This window comes from Actinoallomurus rhizosphaericola, from assembly GCF_024055675.1.
GTDB classification, from domain to species: Bacteria; Actinomycetota; Actinomycetes; order Streptosporangiales; family Streptosporangiaceae; genus Actinoallomurus; species Actinoallomurus soli.
This window is the reverse complement of the sequence record NZ_JAMXMW010000009.1, coordinates 186,446-209,103: the sequence shown is the minus strand read 5'-3', so window position 1 is coordinate 209,103 and position 22,658 is coordinate 186,446. Positions and strand designations below refer to the sequence as shown.

At 73.8% G+C, this 22,658-nt stretch carries 20 protein-coding genes; 6 read left to right on the top strand and 14 right to left on the bottom strand.

Annotated elements, in window-relative coordinates:
- Window positions 1-60 precede the first annotated feature (60 nt).
- From NE234_RS21445 to NE234_RS21435, 3 genes are all read left to right on the top strand, one after another.
- The gene (locus NE234_RS21445; protein ID WP_252782255.1) at window positions 61-1,461 is read left to right on the top strand and encodes a family 2B encapsulin nanocompartment shell protein; all 1,401 of its coding nucleotides are present in this window, start codon (window positions 61-63) and stop codon (window positions 1,459-1,461) included.
- A gap of 53 nt (window positions 1,462-1,514) precedes the next feature.
- The gene (locus NE234_RS45085; protein WP_252782254.1) at window positions 1,515-2,705 is read left to right on the top strand and encodes a family 2 encapsulin nanocompartment cargo protein terpene cyclase; all 1,191 of its coding nucleotides are present in this window, start codon (window positions 1,515-1,517) and stop codon (window positions 2,703-2,705) included.
- Between the two features lie 115 nt (window positions 2,706-2,820).
- The gene (locus NE234_RS21435; RefSeq protein ID WP_252782253.1) at window positions 2,821-3,690 is read left to right on the top strand and encodes a geranyl diphosphate 2-C-methyltransferase; all 870 of its coding nucleotides are present in this window, start codon (window positions 2,821-2,823) and stop codon (window positions 3,688-3,690) included.
- A gap of 13 nt (window positions 3,691-3,703) precedes the next feature.
- On the opposite strand, the gene NE234_RS21430 is transcribed toward NE234_RS21435, so the two are convergent.
- Window positions 3,704-4,582 carry an alpha/beta fold hydrolase gene (locus NE234_RS21430; RefSeq protein WP_252782252.1) on the bottom strand — a complete coding sequence of 293 codons (879 nt, stop codon included), beginning with the start codon at window positions 4,580-4,582 and terminating at the stop codon, window positions 3,704-3,706.
- Between the two features lie 100 nt (window positions 4,583-4,682).
- Here NE234_RS21430 and NE234_RS21425 point away from each other — a divergent pair, with 100 nt between their 5' ends.
- Entirely contained in the window at window positions 4,683-6,692 is a 2,010-nt protein-coding gene (locus NE234_RS21425; protein WP_406567041.1) for an AfsR/SARP family transcriptional regulator, read from the top strand.
- Between the two features lie 29 nt (window positions 6,693-6,721).
- Here the strand turns inward: NE234_RS21425 and NE234_RS21420 are convergent, their stop codons facing one another.
- Both NE234_RS21420 and NE234_RS21415 read right to left on the bottom strand, forming a co-directional pair.
- Window positions 6,722-7,279: a hypothetical protein gene (locus tag NE234_RS21420; protein WP_252782251.1), complete on the bottom strand. Its 558-nt coding sequence runs from the start codon at window positions 7,277-7,279 to the stop codon at window positions 6,722-6,724.
- 176 nt (window positions 7,280-7,455) lie between these two features.
- Window positions 7,456-8,289 (bottom strand): AraC family transcriptional regulator, encoded by an 834-nt coding sequence (locus NE234_RS21415; RefSeq protein ID WP_252782250.1) that lies wholly within the window; start codon window positions 8,287-8,289, stop codon window positions 7,456-7,458.
- 72 nt (window positions 8,290-8,361) lie between these two features.
- On the opposite strand from NE234_RS21415, the gene NE234_RS21410 reads away from it, so the two are divergent.
- A complete protein-coding gene (locus NE234_RS21410) occupies window positions 8,362-8,772 on the top strand; it encodes a DUF2000 family protein (protein WP_252782249.1) in 411 nt (136 codons plus the stop codon).
- A 7-nt stretch (window positions 8,773-8,779) separates the two neighbouring features.
- On the opposite strand, the gene NE234_RS21405 is transcribed toward NE234_RS21410, so the two are convergent.
- The 3 genes from NE234_RS21405 to NE234_RS21395 all read right to left on the bottom strand — a co-directional run bounded on the left by NE234_RS21405 (window position 8,780) and on the right by NE234_RS21395 (window position 10,874).
- Entirely contained in the window at window positions 8,780-9,238 is a 459-nt protein-coding gene (locus tag NE234_RS21405; protein ID WP_252782248.1) for a bacteriocin immunity protein, read from the bottom strand.
- A 50-nt stretch (window positions 9,239-9,288) separates the two neighbouring features.
- Window positions 9,289-10,287, bottom strand: a complete 999-nt coding sequence (gene gap / locus NE234_RS21400; protein WP_252782247.1) for a type I glyceraldehyde-3-phosphate dehydrogenase — start codon at window positions 10,285-10,287, stop codon at window positions 9,289-9,291.
- Between the two features lie 194 nt (window positions 10,288-10,481).
- Window positions 10,482-10,874, bottom strand: coding sequence for a RidA family protein (locus NE234_RS21395; RefSeq protein WP_252782246.1), 393 nt, complete (start codon window positions 10,872-10,874; stop codon window positions 10,482-10,484).
- A 118-nt stretch (window positions 10,875-10,992) separates the two neighbouring features.
- On the opposite strand from NE234_RS21395, the gene NE234_RS21390 reads away from it, so the two are divergent.
- Window positions 10,993-11,979 carry a helix-turn-helix transcriptional regulator gene (locus tag NE234_RS21390; protein ID WP_252782245.1) on the top strand — a complete coding sequence of 329 codons (987 nt, stop codon included), beginning with the start codon at window positions 10,993-10,995 and terminating at the stop codon, window positions 11,977-11,979.
- Between the two features lie 31 nt (window positions 11,980-12,010).
- Here the strand turns inward: NE234_RS21390 and NE234_RS21385 are convergent, their stop codons facing one another.
- From NE234_RS21385 to NE234_RS21350, 8 genes are all read right to left on the bottom strand, one after another.
- A complete protein-coding gene (locus NE234_RS21385) occupies window positions 12,011-12,958 on the bottom strand; it encodes a GlxA family transcriptional regulator (protein ID WP_252782244.1) in 948 nt (315 codons plus the stop codon).
- An 81-nt stretch (window positions 12,959-13,039) separates the two neighbouring features.
- Window positions 13,040-13,684: an SIS domain-containing protein gene (locus NE234_RS21380; protein WP_252782243.1), complete on the bottom strand. Its 645-nt coding sequence runs from the start codon at window positions 13,682-13,684 to the stop codon at window positions 13,040-13,042.
- Window positions 13,681-14,487: a cupin domain-containing protein gene (locus tag NE234_RS21375; protein ID WP_252782242.1), complete on the bottom strand. Its 807-nt coding sequence runs from the start codon at window positions 14,485-14,487 to the stop codon at window positions 13,681-13,683. Before NE234_RS21375 ends, NE234_RS21380 begins: the two co-directional genes overlap by 4 nt.
- Window positions 14,484-15,914, bottom strand: coding sequence for a trehalose-6-phosphate synthase (locus tag NE234_RS21370; RefSeq protein ID WP_252782241.1), 1,431 nt, complete (start codon window positions 15,912-15,914; stop codon window positions 14,484-14,486). The genes NE234_RS21375 and NE234_RS21370 overlap by 4 nt, the downstream gene beginning before the upstream one ends.
- Window positions 15,911-16,900: a transketolase family protein gene (locus NE234_RS21365; protein ID WP_252782240.1), complete on the bottom strand. Its 990-nt coding sequence runs from the start codon at window positions 16,898-16,900 to the stop codon at window positions 15,911-15,913. Before NE234_RS21365 ends, NE234_RS21370 begins: the two co-directional genes overlap by 4 nt.
- On the bottom strand, window positions 16,897-17,745 hold the full coding sequence (locus NE234_RS21360; protein ID WP_252782239.1) for a transketolase: 849 nt from the start codon (window positions 17,743-17,745) through the stop codon (window positions 16,897-16,899). The genes NE234_RS21365 and NE234_RS21360 overlap by 4 nt, the downstream gene beginning before the upstream one ends.
- Window positions 17,735-21,577: a type I polyketide synthase gene (locus NE234_RS21355; protein WP_252782238.1), complete on the bottom strand. Its 3,843-nt coding sequence runs from the start codon at window positions 21,575-21,577 to the stop codon at window positions 17,735-17,737. The genes NE234_RS21360 and NE234_RS21355 overlap by 11 nt, the downstream gene beginning before the upstream one ends.
- Window positions 21,577-22,638 carry a ketoacyl-ACP synthase III family protein gene (locus NE234_RS21350; protein ID WP_252782237.1) on the bottom strand — a complete coding sequence of 354 codons (1,062 nt, stop codon included), beginning with the start codon at window positions 22,636-22,638 and terminating at the stop codon, window positions 21,577-21,579. The genes NE234_RS21355 and NE234_RS21350 overlap by 1 nt, the downstream gene beginning before the upstream one ends.
- Window positions 22,639-22,658: the final 20 nt, after the last annotated feature.

The window sequence follows — 22,658 nt, the reverse complement described above, 5'->3', positions numbered from 1 at the left end:
GCACTGTCGCGCGCGGAAAAGGGAGGTCTCGGTTTGACGTCATCCTCGTGGCAGGAGCCGGTGTCCACCGACGAGACCGCGGAAGAGCAGTATCAGCGGAGCCTCAGTACGGCGGCGGCGCGGAACCTTACGACGACGACCAAGACCCCGCCCCAGATGCAGGCGATCAGCTCGCGCTGGCTGCTGCGGGTCCTGCCGTGGGTCGAGGTGTCCGGTGGGCACTACCGGGTCAACCGGCGGCTGACCTACAAGGTGGGCGGCGGCCGGGTCGCCGTCACCGGCAGCGAGAACCGCGCCCAGATCCTCCCGCCCAGCCTGCGGGAGATCCCGCTGCTCGGCGGGTTCCCCGACGATGAGGTGCTCGCCGAGCTGGCCGGCCGGTTCATGCTGCGGGAGGCGGCGGCCGGAGAGACGCTCGTCGAGCGCGGCCAGCCCGGTGATCGGCTGTTCGTGGTCGCGCACGGGAAGGTGGACCGGCTGAGCGCGGGGCCGTTCGACACGCCGGCGGCGCACGCCCCGGTGGGCGACGGCGGCTACCTCTTCCCCGGAGCGCTGACGGATCCGGATTTCACCTGGGACCACACGGTCGTCGCCATGACGACGTGCTCGCTACTGGTGCTCTCCCGCCAGGACTTCCAGGCCATGCTCGAGCGGTCCGAGACGCTCGCCGCACACGTCGCGCGGTACCAGGCGGCGCTGCGGGCGCCGCAGAACCGTAAGGGCGAGGCGGAGATCGCCCTGCTCTCCGGTCACACGGGCGAGCTGGACCTGCCGACGACGTACGCCGACTACGAGCTCGCCCCGCGCGAGTACGAGCTGGGCGTCGCGCAGACCGTACTGAAGGTGCACACCCGGGTCACCGACCTGTTCAACGAGCCGATGAACCAGCTGGAGCAGCAGATCCGGCTGACCATCGAGGCCCTGCGCGAGCGGCAGGAGCACGAGATGGTGAACAACCCCGACTTCGGGCTGCTGCACAACGTCGACTACTCCCAGCGGATGCAGACCCGGTCGGGCCCCCCGACCCCCGACGACCTGGACGAGCTGCTGTCCCGCCGCCGCAGCACCCGCCTGTTCCTCGCCCATCCGAAGGCGATCGCGGCGTTCCTGCGCGAGTGCAACCGGCGCGGTCTCTATCCGGACCCCATCGAGCGGGACGGCGGACGGATCCCCGCCTGGCGCGGCATTCCGATCTTCCCGTGCAACAAGATCCCGGTCATCGACGGGCACACCTCCTCCATCCTCGCCATGCGCACGGGAGAGGACGACCAGGGCGTGGTCGGCCTGCGCCAGACGGGCATCCCGGACGAGTACGAGCCGGGGCTGAACGTCCGCTTCATGGGCATCGACGAGAAGGCCATCACGTCGTACCTGGTCAGCACGTACTTCTCGGCCGCCGTCCTGGTCCCGGACGCGCTCGGCGCCCTGGAGAACGTCGAGGTCGCGGCTCCGGGCTCGTGATCTGGGCGGTCACCACCGCCGGCCCGTACGTCCGAGATCTCCCAGGAGCGCACGTGTCACACGACCTGCCGATCCGCCCGACCGGGCTGGGCACGTCCGCGGCCAACCTGATGGGCGCGCTTCGGCCGGCTGCCCGCGCGGAGCCACCCCTCCTCGCGGACCCGCCGAGCACCGCGGAGACGGGCGTGGCCCCGCCCGCCGATCCGCCCGAGCCGGAGCGGCTCACGCTCCCCTGCCCGGGCGAGGACGTCCGGGGCGCCGTGCCGGGGTACACCGAACGGCAGTGGGGCGACGGGTCCTACCCGCCGCTGTACTGCCCGGAGACGGTACGGGACGACGAGGGGCTCGGGCACCTGGTCAACGAGGCCCTCGTCGCGTGGGCCGAGGAGACCGGCATCTACGCCGATCGCCTGGAGGCGTTCCGCAGCACCGGGTTCGGCCGGCTCGCCATGCTCGCCCATCCCGACACCGACGACCCCGACCGGCTGCTCCTCGCCGCCCAGATGAACGCCGCGTGGTGGGCGAGCGACGACTACTACGCCGACGAGAGCGCCCTGGGGGCCACTCCGATCGAGCTGCCCCCGCGGCTGGCGCTGGTCATGTCGGCCATGGACCCGCCGCCGCCCGCGGCCGAGTTCACCGGGCCGCTGGAGGAGGCGGTCCAGGCCGATCCGGTGCTGGTGGCGCTCGCCTCGGCCACCGGCCACCTCCGGCGCCACGCCACTCCCGAGCAGGTCATGCGGGTCTGCAACACCACGTTCCAGATGTACGTGAGCTGGACGGCGTACGCGGCCTGGCGCTTCAGCGGGGGGCTGCCTCCCGCCTGGCGCTATCTCGCCGCCCGGCAGCACGACAGTTTCTACACGTCGATGACGTTGATCGACGTGGTCGGCGGTTACCGCCTTCCGGGCGAGCTGTTCTACGCGCCGGAGGTGCACCGTGCCGTGATGCAGGCGGGCACGGCCGCCGTCATCGTCAACGACCTGCACTCGGCCGCCCGGGAGGCGGCGGACGGCCAGTCGGACAACCTCGTCCTGCTGGTCGCCGCCGAGCGTGACTGCTCACTGCGCGAGGCGATCGAGACCTGCGTCCGCCTGCACAACGGGTTGGTCCGGGACTTCCAGTCCGCGCAGGAGCGGCTCGCCGTCGTGCCGTCGGCCGAGCTGCAACGGTTCCTGCGCGGCGCGCAGGCCTGGATGGGCGGCGGCTTCCACTGGCACAGCACGAGTAGCCGCTACCGCTGATCCGACCGCGTGACCCGGCGACCGCTGGTCCGGATCACGCGGTCACCACGGACCGGCGTGCCCTCGGCGCGCCGGTCCGGTACCCCCCGAAGAGGAACGTACGAAGGAGGCCGGCATGACGTCCGTCCACGACTCCGCCCTCGACGACTCCGCAGTCGTCGCCAGCCCGTACCAACGGGCGGTCGCCGACTACTGGAACACCGAACGCAACCCGGTCAACCTCCGCCTGGGCGAGGTGGACGGCATCTACCACCACCACTACGGGATCGGCGACGTCGACTGGTCGGTGCTGCAGAGCCCGCCCGAGGCCCGTGAGACACGGATCGTCGAGGAGCTGCACCGCCTGGAGTCCGCGCAGGCCGACTTCCTCCTCGACCACCTCGGCGCCGTCGAGCCGGAGGACCGGCTGCTGGACGCCGGCTGCGGGCGCGGCGGGTCCAGCCTCGTGGCCGCGGCCCGGTTCGGCTGCCGGGTCGACGGCGTCTCGATCTCCCAGTCGCAGGTCGACTTCGCCAACGAGCAGGCCAAGCGGCGCGGCGTCGACGGCTCGGTGCGCTTCCACCTGCGCAACATGCTCGACACCGGCTTCCCGACGGGCGCGTTCCGGGCGATCTGGAACAACGAGTCCACCATGTACGTCGAACTCGGCCCCCTGTTCGCCGAGCACTCCCGGCTGCTCCGCCGCGGCGGCCGGTACGTCACCATCACCGGCTGCTACAACGACGCGTACGGGCTGCCGTCCCGGGCCGTCAGCCAGATCAACGCGCACTACATCTGCGACATCCACCCGCGCAGCACCTACTTCAAGGAGATGGCCGCGAACCGCCTCGTCCCGGTCAGCGTGGTCGACCTCACCGCCGCGACCATCCCCTACTGGCGGCTGCGCTCCCGGTCCGGCCTGGCCACCGGCATCGAGAGCGCCTTCCTCGACGCCTACACCGGCGGCAGCTTCCAGTACCTGCTGATCGCCGCCGACCGCGTCTGACCGGACGCGTCGCTCACCGAGCGAGGAGGTCGCGGAGGGCCTTGGCGATGTCCGCCGGGGCCTCCTCGGCCATGAAGTGGCCGCAGGTCATCGTGGCGTGGTGCAGGTCGGGCGCCCAGGCGCGCCAGACCGCGGCGGCGTCATAGCCGAGGGCGGCGCCCCAGTCCTGCTGGAGCACGGTCACCGGCATCGTCAGGTGTCGCCCGGCGGCGCGGTCCGCCTCGTCGTGCTGGACGTCGACACCGGCGGAGGCGCGGTAGTCGGCCACGATGGAGGGCACCGCGCTGCGGCAGGCCGCCAGGTACTCCGCGCGGACCTCGGCGGGGATCGCCTCCGGGTCGTTGGCCCAGAGGTCGAGGAAGTGGCCGAAGAACGCGTCCGGGCTGCCCGCGATCAGCTTCTCGGGCAGGCCGGGCGGCTGGGCCATGAGATACAGGTGGAAGCCGACGGCGGCCGTGACGCCGTGCATCACGTCCCACATGTCCAGGGTCGGCAGCACGTCCAGGCAGGCCAGGTGGGTCACCGCGTCCGGGTGGTCCAGGCCGGCGCGGAACGCGACCAGCGCACCGCGGTCGTGCCCGGCCAGCGCGAACCTCTCGTGCCCCAGCGCGCGGGCCAGGGCGACGACGTCGGCGGCCATCGTCCGCTTGGAATACGTGTCGGTGTCGGTCTCGGCCGGCTTGTCGCTCGCGCCGTAGCCCCGCAGGTCGGGGCAGATGACGGTGTGGTCGGCGGCGAGGTCGGCGGCGACGTGCCGCCACATCAGGTGGGTCTCGGGGAATCCGTGCAGCAGCACGATCGCGGGTCCCGAGCCGCCGACGGCCGTGTGCAGGGACACGCCGTCCGCGACGGGCACGCGCCGGTAGTCGAATCCGGGAATGACGGACGTCATGGTCTTCTCCTTGGAGGTTGGGAACACGACCAGCCTGCCGGGCCCGAATGAGCATCCGATGAGCGCGCTACCGTGACCGAAAGGGGGAAGGAGGCCGATCGTGCGCGTCGTCTTCGGGGTGCTGGGCTCCGTCATGGCGTGGGGTCCCGGCGGGGACGCGATCGACCTGAAGGGACCGCGGCACCGGGCGGTGCTGGCCCGGCTGATCATGGCTCGCGGCCGGGTCGTCTCCGTCACCCGGCTGGTCGACGACCTGTGGGCGGACGACCCGCCCTCGGACGCCGTCGGCGCGGTCCGTACGTTCGTGGCCGCCCTCCGCCGCGGCCTGGAGCCGGACCGGCCGCCGCGCGCCCCGGCCCGGCTGCTCGTCACCGAGGGCCCCGGATACGCGCTGCGCGCCGAGCCGGACGCGGTGGACGCCTGGCGGTTCGAGCGGGCGGTCACCGCCGCCGCCACGCTCCCGCCCGAGGAGGCGCTCGCCCGGCTGGACGAGGCGCTGGGGTGGTGGCGCGGACCCGCGTACGCGGAGTTCGCCGACGAACCGTGGGCCCGCGCGGAGCGTTCCCGCCTCGCGGAGCTGCGGCTGCACGCGCTCGAACGCCGGGCCGAGGTCCGCCTGGAGCTGGGGCGGGCCGCTGAGACGGTGCCGGACCTCGACGCGCACGTGGCCGAGCATCCCTGGCGGGAGCACGCCTGGCGGCTGCTGGCCCTGGCGCTGTACCGCACCGGCCGGCAGGGCGACGCGCTCACCGTGCTGCGCCGGGCGCGCACCCTGCTCGTCGAGGAGCTGGGACTGGATCCGGGCCCGGCCCTGCGCGGCCTGGAGGCGGACATCCTCGGCCACGCCGCCCATCTCGACCCGGCGCCGGGCGGTACGGCGGGGCGGGTCTGGGCGGAGACGGCCGCCGCGTACGACCGGGCCGTGCCGTCCGGAGCGCGGGCCCGGCTGGAGTCGACGGTGGGCCTGCTGCGCGACCTGGCGATGACCGGGGGCGGCGGCCTGGCGGAGGCCCGCCGACACCGGGTCGCGGCCATCGAGGCGGCCGAGGAGCTCGGCGACGCGGAGCTGACCGCGCGGGTGATCGGCGCGTACGACGTCCCCGCCGTCTGGACGCGCGTCGACGATCCCGAGCAGGCCGCCCGGGTGGTCGCGGCGGCCGAGCGCACCCTGGCCGCCCTGCCGCAGACCGGACAGGACGCCGCCCGCGCCCGGCTGCTGGCCACGATCGCCCTCGAGTCGCGCGGCACGCACGAGGACCGCGGTCCGCGCGCCGCCCGGCAGGCGGAGGAGATCGCCCGGCGTCTGGACGACCCGACGCTGCTGGCGTTCGCCCTGAACGCCGTGTTCATGCAGAGCTTCGAGCGCGCCGGCCTGGCACCGCGCCGTGACGCGATCGGCGCCGAGCTGGTGACCCTGTCCGTCCGGCACGGCCTGCCGGCGTTCGAGATCCTCGGTCACCTCATCCGCCTCCAGGCCCGGAGCGCCCTCGCGGACTTCGCGGGTGCGGACGAGCACGCGGCGGCCGCCGACCGCCTGGCCGAACGCCACGAGCGTCCGCTGGTCGACGTGTTCACCCGGTGGTACGCCGCACTGCGGCTGGCCGAGACCGGCTCGGCGGCCGACGCGGGAACCGTGTCCGCGACCGACGCTGGGACCGAATCCGCGGCCGAGGCGGAGGCGGCGTACCGGGACGCCGCGACCCTCCTGCCCGGCTCCGGCATGCCGGGGCTGGAGCAGGGGCTACTGCCACTGGCGCTGCTGTGCCTGCGCGTGCGGCACGGGATGCCGCCCCGGCCCGGTGACCCGGCCGGCTTCGGGCCGTACGAACCCTGGACCCGGCCTCTGGTGCTGCTCGCGGAAGGGCACCGGGACGCGGCCGCCGCCGCGCTGCGCGAGGCCCCGGACCCGCCGCGCGACCTGCTGCTGGAGGCCCTGTGGTGCCTGATCGCCCGTGCGGCCGTCGCCCTGGACGACCGGCCGGCGATGGAACGGGCGTACGCGGCGCTGCGCCCCGCCGCGACGGAGCTGGCGGGGGCGGGCAGCGGCCTGCTCACGGTCGGCCCGATCGCCCGCCACCTGGACGGCCTCGCCCGCGCACTGCGCCGATGACGAGCCTGCGCTCCGTTCGTCCCTAAAGGTCAGCCGAAGACCTCATCGGCGGAGCGTGCCACCACGGCGCGCTTGAGCCAGGCTTTGAGCTCTTCGACGTCCGTGCAGTTGGTGATGCGGGCTCGGGTGGTCTGGGGCACCTCGATGCCTCGGGTCTCCAGGACCGTCAAGAGGGCGTCGGCTTCCCCTTCCGCTTTGCCTTCCGCTTTGCCGCGGCCGAAGTGTTCGCGGGCGAAGGGGCTGTAGACGGGCCAGGTCTCGGACACGACTTCCTCCATGATCCGTTTGATCGCCGGCGCGGCCATCGCGTATGTGTATTCATAGTAATGCGGAGCGTAGCCGGGGGTGCCGGGTACGGCGACCGCCGTGACGAACGTCTTCACCACCGGTTTGTGCATCCCGTGCATCATCACCGCCAGTGCGGCAAGCTCGGGATGGGCCGCCGCCTCCTTCTGGTCGGTGATGGCAGGGACCTGGTCCGGTCCCAGCACCACGGCCTGGAAGGTATAGCCGGGCAGCGCGGTGGAGACCGGCTCGGCGTAGTAGGCGGCCGCCCCCGCGTCAGGGCAGACGCACAGAACCGTCACCGGGCACTCCAGGAAGAGCCACAGCGCCGCCGCGTAGCGCGCCAGTTGCCGGCGCTTGTTGAAGCTCTTCCCCTATGACCGATCCGGTACGCCTTCGCGGTTGCTCTTGACGTCCTATAAGGGGGTGTACCGGGCGGTCAGGAGTCCGCGGCGACGGAAAAGCGGCGGGCTTTCGGTCAGTGCGGGGTGGGTCGTGACGCGCGGCGGTAGCGGCCCGGGGTGATGCCGTACCAGCGGACGAACCAGCGGGTCAGGTGGCTCTGGTCGGCGAAGCCGGTGTGCGCCGCGACGTCGGCGAGGGGCCGGCCGAGGGCGATCAGCCGTCGTGCCTCCCGGAGCCGCAGCTGCCGCTGGTAGTCGCTGGGCGCCATCCCGTACGTCGCCCGGAACGCCCGGTAGACCCCGAACCGCGTGTGCCCGGCCGCGGTGGCCAGCTCCTCGGCGGTGAGGTCCTCCAGGTAGGCGTCGTGGATCACCTCGCGGGCGCGTGCGGCGACGAGCCTCGCGCCGGTCGGCGCGGGGGCGGGCCGGCCACCGGACGCGGCCGCCCGCCGTACGACCGAGGCGACCGTCGCGGCCAGCAGCTCGTCGCGCCGCAGGGCGCTCGCCCCGCCGAGCAGCGCGGAGTGCAGGGCCCGCAGGTTCCGCGCCAGGACGGCGTCGTCCACCACCGGCTCGCGGAACAGCGGCAGACCGGCCCGTCGGCCGGTCACGTCGGCGAGCACGCCGGTGACCAGCTCGGGGCCGATGTGCACCATCCGGTAGGTGAAGCCCATCTCGTCGGCGGCCCGGCCGTCGTGCGGGTCCTCCGGGTTGAACGCCATCACCATTCCGGTCGCGCTGGTGTGCGACCCTCCCCGGCAGGAGAACGCCTGGGCGCCCTCGTCGGTGACCCCGAAGGAGTACCCCTCGTGGCTGTGCCGGTGGTAGACGTGCCGCACGAAGTGGGCGTGCATCGCCTCCAGTGGCGCCTCGGCGGACTGCCAGTAGCGGGACCAGTCGCGCGTCATGCCTCGATTCTCGCCTTCCTGCCGCACGAGCGTTCAAGACGGTGCGCGGGTCCGTACCCCAGCCTGTACGCCATGCGTTTCGACACCAAGATCGGCATTGTCGTGCGGGACGACCTCGCGGCCTGGCAGCGGCTCAACGTGACCGCGTTCCTGGCGGGCGGGGTGGCCGCCGGCTTTCCCGAGTTGATCGGCGAGCCGTACGAGGACGGCTCCGGCAACACCTACCTGCCGACCTTCCGCCAGCCGGTGCTCGTCTACGTAGCGGACGCCGAGGGTCTGGCCCGTGTCCACGAGCGTGCGCTCGGCCGCGACCTTCGCGTCGGCGTGTACACCGAGGAGATGTTCAAGACGGGCCACGACGAGGACAACCGCGCCGTCGTACGGGCCAGGGCCGCCGACGACCTGCCCCTCGTGGGCCTGGCCCTGCACGGCCCGAAGAACGCCGTGGACAAGATCCTCAAGCGGCTCTCACTTCATCCCTGACCTGGGCTCACAATGCGATCGCGCGGTAGGACAGGGCCGCGTCGACGATGGCCTCGGCGGAGCCGCCGTCGAGGTCCGCCGGTGGGTTGAAGATCAGGTCGCTCGCCCCGGGGTGCGGTGTGTTGCATTGGAACAACTCGAGGTAGAAGTCCGTCTCCCGGTCTGCGGCGAGGATCCTGCGGACGATCTCGACGAGCTCCGGCCGGGTGATGTCGGGGATCCGCGGCCACGCCGGGCGGGCGGCCTCCCGCGCGAACTCCTCCAGGCTCCGCGAACCGCAGTACTCGACGAAGTCGTGGAGCGCGTAGTCGTGTCCCGTCCTGGCGTTGAAGGCGGCGATCGCCTCGTCGGCCGCAGACCGCCGGCCTCGACGCGCCAGGTCCGCGATCCGCTCGATCTCCTCGCCGATCTCCGCCAGGCGCTCCTGGTCGGTCGCCGGCGGAAGCAGTTCCGGGCGCAGGTTCATCTCCTGAGTATCGCGGGACCTGGCGGTCACGGGCGTGCTCTCAGCGGCGGTCAGCCGCGGGCGAGCAGTTCGAGCGTGTCGACCACGCGGTTCGAGAAGCCCCACTCGTTGTCGTACCAGGCCACCACCTTGACGTGCCGGCCGTCGACGCGGGTGAGGGCGGCGTCGAAGACGGACGACGCCGGCCGGCCGACGATGTCGCTGGAGACCACCGGATCGTCCTCGTACTCGAGGATGCCCTTCAGCGCGCCGTCGGCGGCGGCGCGGTAGGCCGCGAGCACTTCGTCGCGGGTGACCTCGCGGGACACCGTGGTGTTCAGTTCCACGATGGAACCGACCGGGACCGGTACGCGGATCGAGTCGCCGGACAGCTTGCCGTCGAGGTTGGGCAGCACCTTGCCGATGGCCTTGGCGGCGCCGGTGGTGGTGGGCGCGATGTTCACGCCGGCGGCGCGGGCGCGGCGCAGGTCCCGGTGCGGCCCGTCCTGGAGGTTCTGCTCCTGGGTGTAGGCGTGCACCGTGGTCATGAAGCCGTGCTCGATGCCGGCCAGGTCGTCCAGCACGGAGGCCAGCGGGGCCAGCGCGTTGGTGGTGCACGAGGCGTTGGAGACGATCACGTGCTCGCCGGGGATGTAGGTGTCGGTGTTCACGCCGTAGGCGAGCGTGACGTCGGCGCCGTCGGCGGGGGCGCTCACCAGTACACGCCTGGCGCCGGCGTCGAGGTGCGCGCGGGCCGCACCTCCCTTGGTGAAGCGGCCGGTGGACTCGAGCACGATGTCGACGCCGAGCTCGGCCCACGGCAGCTTGGCGGGCTCGCGTTCGGCGAGGACCGTGATGCGGCGGCCGTCGACCACGAGGTCGGTCCCGTCGACCTCGACCGGGCGGTCGAGGCGGCCGAACGCGCTGTCGTACTTGAGCAGGTGCGCGAGGGTCTCGGGGGCGGTGAGGTCGTTGACGGCGACCACGTCGAGGTCGCTTCCCCGCTCCAGCAGGGCGCGGAGGGTGTTGCGTCCGATGCGGCCGAATCCGTTGACGGCGATGCGAGTCATGGAGGCTCCTCTCGTCTCGCCCTCCATGGTCGGCAGGCGAGTACGAGGCCGACAGTGGCCTGAAGGACAATGTGAGCAAGGATCTCGCCACGCCTTTCGCCACCGGCCGCAAGGATCTCGCCAACTCCTCCCGGACCAAGGACGCCGGTACGGCTCACATCGTCGCCACAGGCCACCTCGGCCGTGTGCACGTCCTATTCGGGGATGATCGCTACGGCGTCGATCTCCACGAGCGCGCCGGGGCGAGCGTGTCCCGCGGTGGAGACGACCGTGACGGCCGTGCGGTGATCGCCCCAAATCGAGCGCGACGCCGCGTAGCCCACCTGGGCGTCGACCCCGTCGACGAGGTAGATGGTGAGCTTGACGACATGCTCGGGTCCGGTGCCCGCGGCGGCGAGCACGGTCAGCACGTTCCGCATCGCCTGAGCGGTCTGCGCCTCGATGCCGTCGAGCAGTCGCCCGGCGCCGTCGGTGCCGAGTTGTCCGCCGACGTAGAGGGTCCGGCCGGCGGGTGCGATTACGCCCTGCGCGAAGGCGGGGCTGCGGTGGAGTTCTTCGGGGTCGAGGTGGGTCGTCTTCGTCGTCATGAGTCTCCCCTGGGAGGTTCCGGGTCCGTGTGAGGACCGAGGCCGCTCCGCGGGCCTCGGCATCACCCTGGTGTCCCAAGCGGACAGGATCGGTCCGCTATCTGGCAGGGTGGGCGACATGGGCGGGTCGAGCGGCGGTGAGCGGGGGACGACGGAGCGGGTGCTCACCCTGCTCGGGCTGCTGCAGCAGCGCCAGGTGTGGACCGGCCCCGAGCTCGCCTCCCGGCTCGGGGTCACGCCGCGCACGGTACGGCGCGACGTCGAGCGGCTCCGCGCGCTCGGCTATCCGGTGCACGCCGGTCAGGGCGTCGGCGGCGGCTACCGGCTCGGCCCGGGGCAGGACCTGCCGCCGTTGCTTCTCGACGACGAGGAGGCGATCGCCACCGCGGTCTCCCTGCTCGCCGGGGCCGGCGGTGCGGTCGCCGGTGCCGGCGACGCCGCACTGCGGGCGCTGACCAAGCTCGATCGGGTGCTGCCCACCCGGTTGCGCCATGAGGTGCGAGCGCTCGCCGGATCCGTCGAGTCGTTCGGCGGAGGCCGCGCGCCGGTCGACTCCGAGGTGCTCATGACGCTGGCCAGGGCGTGCCGCGACGAGGTCGAGGCCGGCTTCCACTACCCGTCCGGGGGCGAGGTGCGCCGGCGGCGGGTCGAGCCCTACCGCCTGGTCGCGTCCGACCGGCGCTGGTACCTCCTCGCCTACGACCTCGACCGCGACGACTGGCGCAGCTTCCGCGTCGACCGCATGACCGACGTGTCGGCACGGACCTGGCGCTTCCGCCCGCGTACGGTGCCCGACGCCGCGACGTACGTGCAGGAGAGCGTGGCGAGCCGGGTCTACCCGCATCAGGCGCGGTTCCTCGTGCACGCGTCGGCCGACACGGTGCGCGCGCAGATTCCGGCGTCGGCGGCCGTCGTACGGCGGCGCGGGAGCGAGCGCTGCGAGGTGCTCAGCGGCGCCGGCAGCCTCGACTTCGTGCTCATGCACGTGGTCCTGCTGGGGCACGACTTCGAGGTGCTCGCCCCTCCGGAGCTCCGGCGGCGCTGTCGCGTACTGGCGGAGAGACTGCTGTCGGCCGGGGCCGCGCCGGATTCGGAGGAGCCGTGAGCACCGGCCGGGCGAGCGTACGGGCCAGGGCTCAGGCCGAGAAGGTGTGGCGGTACTCCGTGGGGGAGGTGCCGAGGATGCGCTGGAAGTGCAGCCGCAGGTTCGCGCCGGTGCCGAGCCCGACGCGGTCGGCGATCTCCTCCACGCCCAGGTCGGTGCGTTCGAGCAGTTCGCGCGCCAGGTCCACCCGGGCCCGGAGCACCCACTGCATCGGCGTGTAGCCGGTGTCCTCCACGAACCGCCGCGAGAAGGTGCGCGTCGAAACCCGCGCGTTCCGGGCGAGGGCCTCCAGGGTCAACGGCTCGGCGAGGTGGGCCAGGGCCCACTCGCGCGTGCTCGCGAACAGGTCGCCGAGCGGCTCGGGAACGCTCCGCGGCACGTACTGCGCCTGTCCGCCGCTGCGGTACGGCGCCGCCACCAGCCGTCTCGCCACCTGGTTGGAGAGCCCGACGCCGTGGTCGCGCCGTACGAGGTGCAGGCACAGGTCGATGCCGGACGCGGCGCCCGCCGACGTGAGGACGTCGCCCTCGTCCACGAACAGGACGTTCTCGTCCACGCGTACGAGCGGATGCCTCTCGGCGAGGGCTCGCGTGTAGTGCCAGTGGGTCGTCGCCCGCTTGCCGTTGAGCAGCCCCGTCGCCGCGAGCGCGAACGCCCCGGTCGAGATGGCGGCGAGCCGGGTGCCGCGTTCGTGGGCGGACAACAGCGCGCCGACGATCGCCGCCGGTGGTTCCGTGGTCGCCGGCTCCCGGTAGCCGGGGATGAAGATGGTGTCGGCGTGCTCCAGGGCGTCGAGGCCCTCGGCCACGTGGTACGAGAGGCCGTCGCCGCCGGTCACCAGGCCGGGCGCGGCCCCGCACACCCGCACCTCGTACGGCATGGTCGGCCGGCTGGCGAACACCTGCGCCGGGATGCCGACGTCGAGCGGCTTCGCGCCTTCGAGCACGAGCACGGCGACGTGGTGGTTCCTCCGGCTCATCGGGCCCTCCTCCGACCGCTCGCCCAGTGGCGCGGATGCCGATTGTCGCAAGCATCCTGCCACTGGCCGAGCGGGGACCCGTCAACTCCGGGAGGCGTGCGCCGCGACCCGTTCCTTCAGGAGGCCGACGAGGATGTGGTTGACCGAGAGCATCAGGTCCTCGAAGTGGAAGTTGTTGTCGTTCTTGCCGACCTGGCCGGGGAACCGGGACGTGCCGGGCACGACCAGGCACACCTCGGCCAGGTCCTTGCACCGGCCGCCGTCGCCCTTGGTCATGGCGAACGTCCCGGCCCCCGCGGCGGCGGCCACCTCCAGGGCCTTCGTCACGTTCGCGGAGTTGCCGCTGCCGGAGTAGGCCATGACCAGGTCCTTCGGAGTGACGACGGGGGCCAGGGCCGCCGCGAACATGTCCTCGAAGCCGATGTCGTTGACGAGCCCGGTCAGCTCGGCGGCCGACCCGCACAGGTTGACGAAGCTCAGCCGCGGAACGTCCGCCGGGAGCGGCCGGGTCTTGTCCTCCGTCACGAACGGATGGTGCTTGAAATCGCAGTAGAAGTGGTCGAGGGTGCCGGCGTTCCCGCCGTTGGCCATGGCGTAGACGGTGCCGCCCCGGTCGTACGTCGCGAACAGCATCTCGGCGGCGCGCTCCAGCACCGCGACGGGGAAGGCGTCCAGGATCCGGCGCTTCTCGGTCAGGTAGAGCCCGATCGTCTCGGCGAGGCTCACGACCGGCCGCCCACGTGCTCGGAGTCGATGCGGCCGTGCCCGCGCCCGGCGTCGTCCTGCCACCGGATGACGTCGTCGAGTTCAGGCGTGGAGATCTCGATGGAGGTGTAGTCCGTTCGCGCGATCACCCGGTGCAACTCGCCCGGCGGGTTGGTCCAGCCGGAGCGGGGCCGGTGGACGGTGGTCGTCAGGCTCCCCACGTCGATCACCGCGGTCAGGTCGTCCGGGGCCATGGCCCCGCTCAGCACCGTGGCCTCTCCCTCGATGACGTAGTTGGTCTCCAGCTTCTGCCGGTGGGACTGCAGCGAGGACTGGTGCCCCTCGGTCATCCGGATGCGCTTCAGCGCGTACGGGACGTCGGGAAGGTTCTGGGTGTACCAGACCTCGCTGCCCCAGGGCTTGTGCACGGTGTAGTCCGAGACGTCCGGGCAGCGGCAGGCCACCGCATCCGGGATGTCCGGCCCGGTCGCCTCCCTGGTCTCGCCCAGCACCGATCCGGCCTCGATGACGACCGCCGGTTCGGCGCCCGCGCCCACGATCCGGTAGACGCAGCCGGGGAGGGCGTGCCAGCCGCTCAGGTGGTCGTACACCGCCGACTCGGTCGCGCCGTCGTCGCGGGCGGTGTCCAGCCTGACCCGGCCCTGGACGACGATGAAGGTCCGGTGGTCGCGGGCATGGGTCCGGAAGGGGGTGGCCTGTCCGGGATCGATCGTGTGCTCGGCGAACAGATAGGCCCCGGCGGCGGCCTGGTCGGCCAGCCGGCTGATGCGTCCGTACCGCGTGGTGGCCTCGGTCGTCCTCAACGTTCCGCTCCCATCATTCGGTTCAGCCAGTCGGTCGCGTCCTGGTCGCGCAGCAGGCGGCGTGCCGCCGCCCGCTCCGCCGGGGTCGTATGGCAGGTCATCGCGTCCCGTAGCGCCGAGGCGGTGGCCTCGACGTCGAACGGATGCACCGGCGTCACGTGCCCGGCGAGTCCTTCGTAGGCGCCCGCGTTGACGGACAGCAGCAGCGGCCCGCGTTCGCCGAGGTACAGGGCCTCCTTGGCGACCAGGTTCATCCCGTCGAAGGTCGGGTTCACCAGCGTGAGGTCGGCCCTCGACAGGGCGGCCACCACGCAGTTGCGCGTGGTCGCCAGGTCCGGATAGATCAGCGAGACGGCCGGCCGGCCGGGCGCGCCGAACCGCTCGTTCAGGTCGGCGACCGTCTCCTCGCACTCGCGTCGCAGGTCACGGGTGCGTTCGGTGGGCCGGCCCGGCGGAGTGGCCACCGCGCAGAACCACCACTCCTCGGCCAGACCCGGGTCGCGGTCGAGCAGGCTCCGGTACGCGGCGAAGCCGCGCGGCAGGTTCTTCCACAGGTCGATGCGGTCGGCGCGGGCGATCATCCGCCGCCCGCCGGCGTCCCGGTCGAGCCGCGCCCGCCACTCCGCGGTGGCCGGCTCGCCGCGCAGCCGCTCCACCATCGCGACGTCCAGCGGGAACGGCGCCACGGTCACGCGGGTCCGGTGCCCGTCGAACGTCGCGCCGTCCTCGTCGACCGCGCAGCCGGGCAGGTAGCGCGCGCAGCACGCCAGGAAGGCCCGCGCCCACCGGGTGCAGTGGAAGCCGACCACGTCCGCGCACAGCAGGCCGGCCAGGACGCGGTCGCGGATGGAGGCGGGCAGCACCCCGAAGTACTCGGGCTCGCACCACGGCAGGCCCTGGAAGAACGCGACCCGGCCCCGGCGGTCCGCGCGCCGCCGCAGCATCTCCGGGACGAGGAACAGGTGATGGTCGTTGACCAGCACGAACTCGTCCGGTGACCCCGTCATCAGCGACGCCACCCGGTCGGCGTACGCCCGGTTGACGGCCTCGTATCCGGACCACGCCTCCGCGAGGCCCTCGCCCGGCTGCCGCGCGGTGTCGAGCAGGTAGTGGAACAGCCACAGCAGCACCCGTACGCCGATCCCCTCGTAGTGCTGTTCCACGGTCGCCGGGGGGAGGCGCAGCCGGTGCAGGGTCACGTCGCCGGGCAGCCGCGTCGTCTCCACGGGCTCCGCCCCCTGCGGGCCGTCGGCGGGCATCGTGCACACCCAGTCGCCGCCGTGCTCGCCCAGGAGGGTGGCCAGCAGCGGGACCAGGCCGCCGGGGGAGCGGGGCAGCAGGCCGGCGCCGTCCTGCCACCGCGGCGCGCTGTTGCTGCAGACGATCAGTTTCACTCCGGTCGCCGTCCTCGTCTCGGGTGCCGTCACCGGGGGGCGTCCTGGAGGAGCGCGGCGACGTGCGCCGTGATCCCCTCCGCGTCCAGCCGGTACCGGCGGTAGAGGTCCTCCGGCGGACCCGCCTGCCCGTAGTCGGGCACGGCCAGGACGTCGAACCGGGGCCGGTCGGGGAGGCCGAGCACGATCCGGCCCAGTTCGTCGGCGAGGCCGCCCACGGCGTAGTGGTCCTCGACCACCAGCACCCGCCGGTGCCCGGCGACGATGCGCTCGACCGTCTCGCGGTCCACCGGCAGCGAGGACACGTTCACGACGGTGGGCGCGATCCCGCGCGCAGCCGGCCTACCCACGGCGAGTCCGCCCGGGACCGACCCGCCCGCGGCGGCTCCGTGGGCGGCGAGCCGGTCGGCCGCCTCGATGGCGACGGGCACCGTGCCGCCCATCGCGAACACCACCACGTCGGCGCCCGCGCGGAGCACGTGCGGGATCCCGGCCCGGAAGCGGTACCCGTCGGCGTGCACCTCCGGCAGCGGCTGCCGGCAGAGGCGCAGGTAGGCGGGGCGCCGGTCGGTCGCCAGGTGGGCCATCATCTGCCAGGTCTCGGTGCCGTCGGCGGGCTGGAACACCCTGACGTTCGGCAGGGTCCGCATCAGCGCCAGGTCTCGCAGCCCCATCTGGGTCGGTCCGTCCCGCCCGATCGCCAGCCCGGCGTGGGTCCCGACCAGGACCACCCCCGCGTCGTTGAGCCCGACCGTCTGGAAGATCTCCAGGAACTTCCCGGTCAGGAAGTGGCCGAAGCTCGCGAGGAACGGCCGGAACCCCTCCTGCGCCAGCCCGGCGGCCACGCCGATGGCGTTGGCCTCCGCGATGCCGCACTCGAAGAACCGGTCGGGGAACTCCTCCTTGAACGGCAGCGTCCGGGTGGCCTTGGCGAGGTCGCAGTTCACCACGACCACGTGGTCGTACTCGCGGGCGATCTCGACCAGCGCGGTGCCGAACCAGTCCCGCGTGGAAGTCATTCGTGCGCCTCCAGGAGGGTCTCCAGGTAGTCGACCGCGGCCGCGTACTCCGCCGCCGAGGGCAGGTCGCTGTGACTGCCGTTCAGCAGGACGCGGTCGGGGCCGAGATGTCCCTTGCGGGTGTGCGCGACGATCACCGAGGGCCCGTCGCGGTCGCGTCGCCGCAGCGCGTCACGCAGTTCGCCGTGGTCGTGGCCGTCCACCTCCGCGACGTGCCAGCCGAACGCGCGCAGCTTCTCCGGCAGCGGGCACAGCGGCAGGATGTCGGCGACCGCGCCGTCGCTCTGGCTGCCGTTGTGGTCGATGATCGCCACCAGGCCGGGCACCCGGTGCGCGCCGGCGTACAGGAACGCCTCCCACACCTGCCCCTCCTGGCATTCGCCGTCACCGAGCAGGCAGTAGACCGTGGAGTCCCGGCCGTGCAGCCGCCGGGCGAGGGCCCGCCCGACGGCCACCGACAGGCCCTGCCCGAGCGCGCCGGTGCTGACGTCGACCAGCCCCAGCCGCGTACGGTCCGGGTGCCCCTGCAGGCGGCTGTCCAGGGCCCGCAGCGTGCCGACCTCCTCGGCGGGCAGGTCGCCGTCGACGATCAGCGCGGCGTACCAGGCCGGCGCCGCGTGGCCCTTGGACAGGACGAACACGTCGCCGGCGGACCGGTCCGGCCACCGGTCCAGCTGGTCGAACTTCAGCACGCTGACGATGTCCGCGCAGGACAGCGACGAGCCGGCGTGCCCGGACCCCGCCCGGTGGATCATCTCCAGCAGGACGAGCCGGCATCGGGTCGCGAGCCGCGCGATGCGCGCGACGTCGGCCCGCTGAGCGGCGACCGTCGGCTCACCCCGCATCGGCGCTCCCGTTCGGCGCGGACACCAGCCCGGCGATGTAGTCGGAGACCGCGACGATGGTCGGCTGCCGCCACAGGAGCGTGGTCGGCAGCGAGCACCGGAACCGTTTCTCCAGCCGGCGGCGTACGACCACGGTCAGCACCGAGTCCAGGCCCTGCTCGACCAGCGGGCGGTGCGGCGACAGGTCGGCGGGGTCCAGCCGCATCTCCCGGGCGATCTGCGCGCCGACCTCCCGGAGCAGGAAGGCACGCAGCTCCTCCGGTCCGAGCTCGGCGAACGACTCGGTGGCGCCCGCGCCGACGGCGCCGTTCTCCCGCGCGGCCGGCGCGTCGATCACCGGGTACCGCAGCCCGTCGAGCCGGCCGACGACCGCCCCGGCGGGATCGGTCACCCGGACCTGGACGGTGTCGGCACGGTCGGGGTCGAGCCACACCTCGATGTCCACCGTGTCCGGTGGTTCCCCGGCCACGACGAGCCGGTCGATGTGCGTGACCATCCGCAGCAGCGGGTCTCCGGGGAACACGCTCGGCGCCACCGACATCGCCGCGTCCAGGATCGGCGCCCAGGTGCCCGACGGCCCGCACCGGACGCGGGCGCGCAGCAGTCCGTGGCCCGCCAGGAGCTCCTCCACGGTCCAGCCGAAGCCGGTGCCGGGCACGCCGACGGCGGCGAGCCGCCGCGTCACCGAGCCCGGATCCGCCGGCGCGAGCGGCAGCACGGGCGGAACCGGTCCGTTCCCCGGATCGGTCGCGGCGGCGGCGGCCTCGGCGGCGATGGCGGCCATGGCCTCGGCGGCGGTGGCCGTGGCGGCCTGAGCGGTCGTGGTCGTCGTGGCGGTGGCCGTCTCGGCGATGGCGATCGCGGTGGCGATCATCTGCCAGGCGGCGTCCGGGTCGCCGGCCGTGCGGGCGGCCAGCCGCAGCTCGGCCCCCTGCCGTACGACCTGGACCTCGCGGCGGTCGGCGGTCAGCAGCGGCGCCGACATCGTCACCGCGCCGAGCGCCCGGCCGCCCGAGGCGGCGAGGAACGTCACCGCCAGCACCGCGGCCGGCACGATCTCCACGCCCTCGATGGCGTGGCTGCCGGGGTAGGGCCGGGTCTGGTCGTCCAGCGCGGTGCGCCAGAGCCGTACGTCGGTCCCCGCAAGCTCGACGCCGTCGCCGAGCAGCGTGTGCGCGTCCGGGTCGTGGCCGCGCCCGCCGGCGTCCGGGGCCGAGGGCGCGCGCCAGTGCCGGCGGCGCTGCCACGGGTACGTGGGCAGCGCGACCGGCCCGCCGGCCGGCTGCAGCCGCCGCCAGTCGACGTCCAGGCCGGCGCAGTGCGCGGCGGCCACGCTCGCCAGGAGGGTGTCCCGCGCGGGACGGTTCCGGCGCAGCGACGGGCCGACGAAGACGTCCTCGTGGCCGTGCACGCTCAGGGTCTCCAGCACCGAGTGGGTGACGACCGGGTGCGGGGAGACCTCGACGAAGGCGCGGTACCCGTCGGCCGCCGCCGCGGTCACCGCGTCGGCCAGGCGCACCGGCCGGCGCAGGTTGGCCGCCCAGTACGCGCCGTCGAAGCCGGGCGCCGCCCGCGGGTCGTCCAGCGCCGTCGAGTAGACCCGCAGGTCCGGGGCGCCGGGTGTCAGGTCGGCCGCGGCGGCGGTCAGCTCGGCCAGCAGCGGGTCCATCTGCGGCCCGTGGAACGCCACGTCCGAGGCGACCCGGCGCGCCGGGACGCCCTCCTCGAGCCAGCCGGCCAAGACCTCGGCGACGGCGTCCGGTTCGCCGGAGACGACCGTCGAGCCGGGCGAGGAGGCGATCGCGGCGACCACGTCGGCACGGCCCGCCAGCCGCGCGGCCGCGTCGGCGAACGGCAGCTGCACCATGGCCATCGCGCCGCGCCCGGCGACCCGCCGCAGCAGCCGGGACCGCCGGCAGATCAGCCGGGCGCCGTCCAGGCGGGTGAGCGCCCCGGCCGTCACGGCGGCGGCGATCTCGCCGACCGAGTGGCCGATCACCGCGTGCGGGCGGACGCCGTACGCGCGCCACAGCTCGACCAGGCCGACCTGCATCGCGAAGATCATGGTCTGGACCCGGTCGACCTCGGTCAGTTCACCGCCGCCGAGCGCCTCCCGGGGCGAGAAGCCGATCTCGGCGGCGAACACCGGCTCCAGCTCGTCGATCACAGCGGCGAACGCGGGTTCGGTCGCCAGCAGCTCCCGGCCCATGCCGGCCCACTGTGAGCCGTGGCCGGAGAACACGAACACCGGCCCGGGGCCGGGGTCGCCCAGCACCCGCCCGGTGGTCACCGACGCGTGCGGGGTGCCGGCGGCCAGGGCGCGCAGCCCGGTGGTCAGCGCGGCCGGGTCGTCCGCCGCCACGACGGCGCGTTCGGCCAGGTGCGCCCGGCGCAGCGCGAGCGTGTGCCCGACGTCGGCCGCCGGCAGGTCGCCGGCGGCGTCGGCCAGGTTCCCGGCCGACTGCCGCAGGGCCGCCCGTGACGCGGCGGACACCGGGAACAGCCGGCCCGCCGTCCCCTCGCCGGCCCGCCGCGCGGGCGGCGCCTCTTCGAGGACCACGTGGGCGACGGTCCCGCCGTAGCCGAAGGCGGACACGGCGGCCCGGCGCGGGTGCCCGGCGTCCGGCCACGGCGTCGGCGCGTCCACCACGCGCAGCCCCGCGCCCGCCCAGTCGACGGCCGGGGTGGGCGTGTCGAGCCGGCTCGGCGGGAGCTCGCCGTGGTGCAGCGCCAGGACGGCCTTGACCAGCCCGGCGATGCCTGCGGCGCCCTCCAGGTGGCCGATGTTCGACTTGGCCGAGCCGATCAGGCACGGCCGGTCCGCCGGGCGTCCGGCCCCGTACACGCTGCCCAGCGCGGCGGCTTCGAGCGGGTCGCCGACGGCGGTCCCGGTGCCGTGGGCCTCGACGTACCCGACCGTGCCCGGCTCGATGCCCGCCTGCCGCAGGGCGCGGCGCATGACGTGCTCCTGCGCCTGGCCGCACGGCGCCATGATGCCCACGGTGCGGCCGTCCTGGTTGACGGCGCTGCCGCGGATGACGGCGAGGACCGGGTCCCCGTCCCGTACGGCGTCGGAGAGCCGCTTGAGCACGACCACGGCGGCGCCCTCGCCGCGCCCGTAGCCGTCGGCGGCGGCGTCGAACGACTTGCTGCGCCCGTCCGGCGCCAGCGTGCCCGCGGCGTCCAGGGTCAGCGTCTCGCCGGGGGACAGGATGAGGTTCACCCCGCCGGCCAGCGCCACGTCCGTCTCTCCGGCCCGCAGCGCCTGCACGGCCAGGTGCACCGCGACCAGCGACGCCGAGCACGCGGTGTCCACCGCGAGGCTCGGGCCGCGCAGGTCCAGGGAGTACGACACGCGGTTGGCGACCGCGCAGGTCGCCGCGCCGATCCCGGTCCACGCCTCGATGTCGGGCAGATCCTCCAGCAGCCGGTGGCCGTAGTCGCCGGTGCAGACGCCGACGTACACGCCCGCGTCCGTGCCGGCGAGCGCGTCCGGGGACACGCCCGCGCGTTCGAGGGCCTCCCACGCGGTCTCCATCACGAGCCGCTGCTGCGGGTCCATCAGCTCCGCCTCGCGCGGCGTCAGCCCGAAGAACTCCGCGTCGAAGCCCGCGACGTCGTCCAGGAAACTCCCGCGCGGGACGGTGCGGCGCACCGCGGCGGCGTACGAGGGGCCGCGGTCGGCGTAGTCCCGCCAGCGGTCCGCGGGCGCGGGCCCGCTGGCGTCCCGTCCCTCGCGCAGCAGGTCCCAGTACGCGTCCGGCGAGTCGGCGCCGCCCGGCAGGCGGCAGCCGATCCCCGTCACCGCGATGGCCTCGGCCGGTCGGTCCATCACGCATCCCCTCCCCGTGCCCGCGCCCAGACGGGCGTCTCGAGTACCTCCACGACCGCGGCGGAGATCGTGACGCCGGGTCCGAAGCCGAACATCAGCAGGTGGTCGCCGGGGCCCAGGCCGCCGGTGCGGACCAGGTGCTCCAGCGCGAGGATCTGGTCGCTCGCCCCGCAGTGGCCGATCGTCCGGCCGAACTCCCAGGCCGACCGGGATGCCGGAACGCCCAGCCGCATCTCGCAGATCTGGTCGGCGATCTCCCGTGAGGTGTTCATGCACGCCACCCGCATCACGTCCCCCGGCTTGATCCCCGCCTCCGACAGCGCCTGGTCGATCGCCTCGGCCATCCGCTCGTCGAGCGTGACGAGCACCTTCGTGCCGTCGCCCTCGACGACGGCGCGCCGGCGGAACTCGTCGTTGTGCGCGGCGAAGTCGACCGCGCGGCCCTCGAGGATGCCGGGCGGGAACAGCGGCTCGGCGCAGCGGTGCATCTCCTCGGCCTGCGACACCGACAGCGTGCACACCGACGCCAGCCGTGCGAACCCCGGCTCGGTGTCGAGCACGACCGCGCTGCCTGCGTCCCCGGCCACGGCCCCCGGCAGCATCCGCCACCGGTCGACCAGCGGAGTGCCGTAGTTGTCGGCGGTGACGAGCAGCGCGGCCCGGCGGCCGGGCACGGCCCGCAGGTGGCAGGCGGCCAGTTCGAGCGCGGTGAGCATGCCGTTGCAGCCCTGCTTCAGCTGGGTGGACAGGACCCCGTCGCCGACCAGGTGGCGCTGCACGTACGACTGCGGCGGCCAGCCCTCCGGGCCCTGATGCCACGTCGAGGTGTACAGGAGCAGGTCGAGCTCGGCGGGGGAGCGCCCGCTGCGGGCCACCGCGCCGCGCGCCGCGCGCAGCGCCATCTCCGGAGCCGGGACGTCACCGGCGACCGCGACCGAGGCGAGCCCGTGCAGCTCGACCTCCTCGGCGGTGTACCGGCCCGCCGCCACGGCCTCCTCGACGCTCACCCGGGCGGGGACGTACGACCCGACCCCGCTGATGTACATGTCCGCCGTCTCCATGCCGCCTCCCCGTCGCCGCC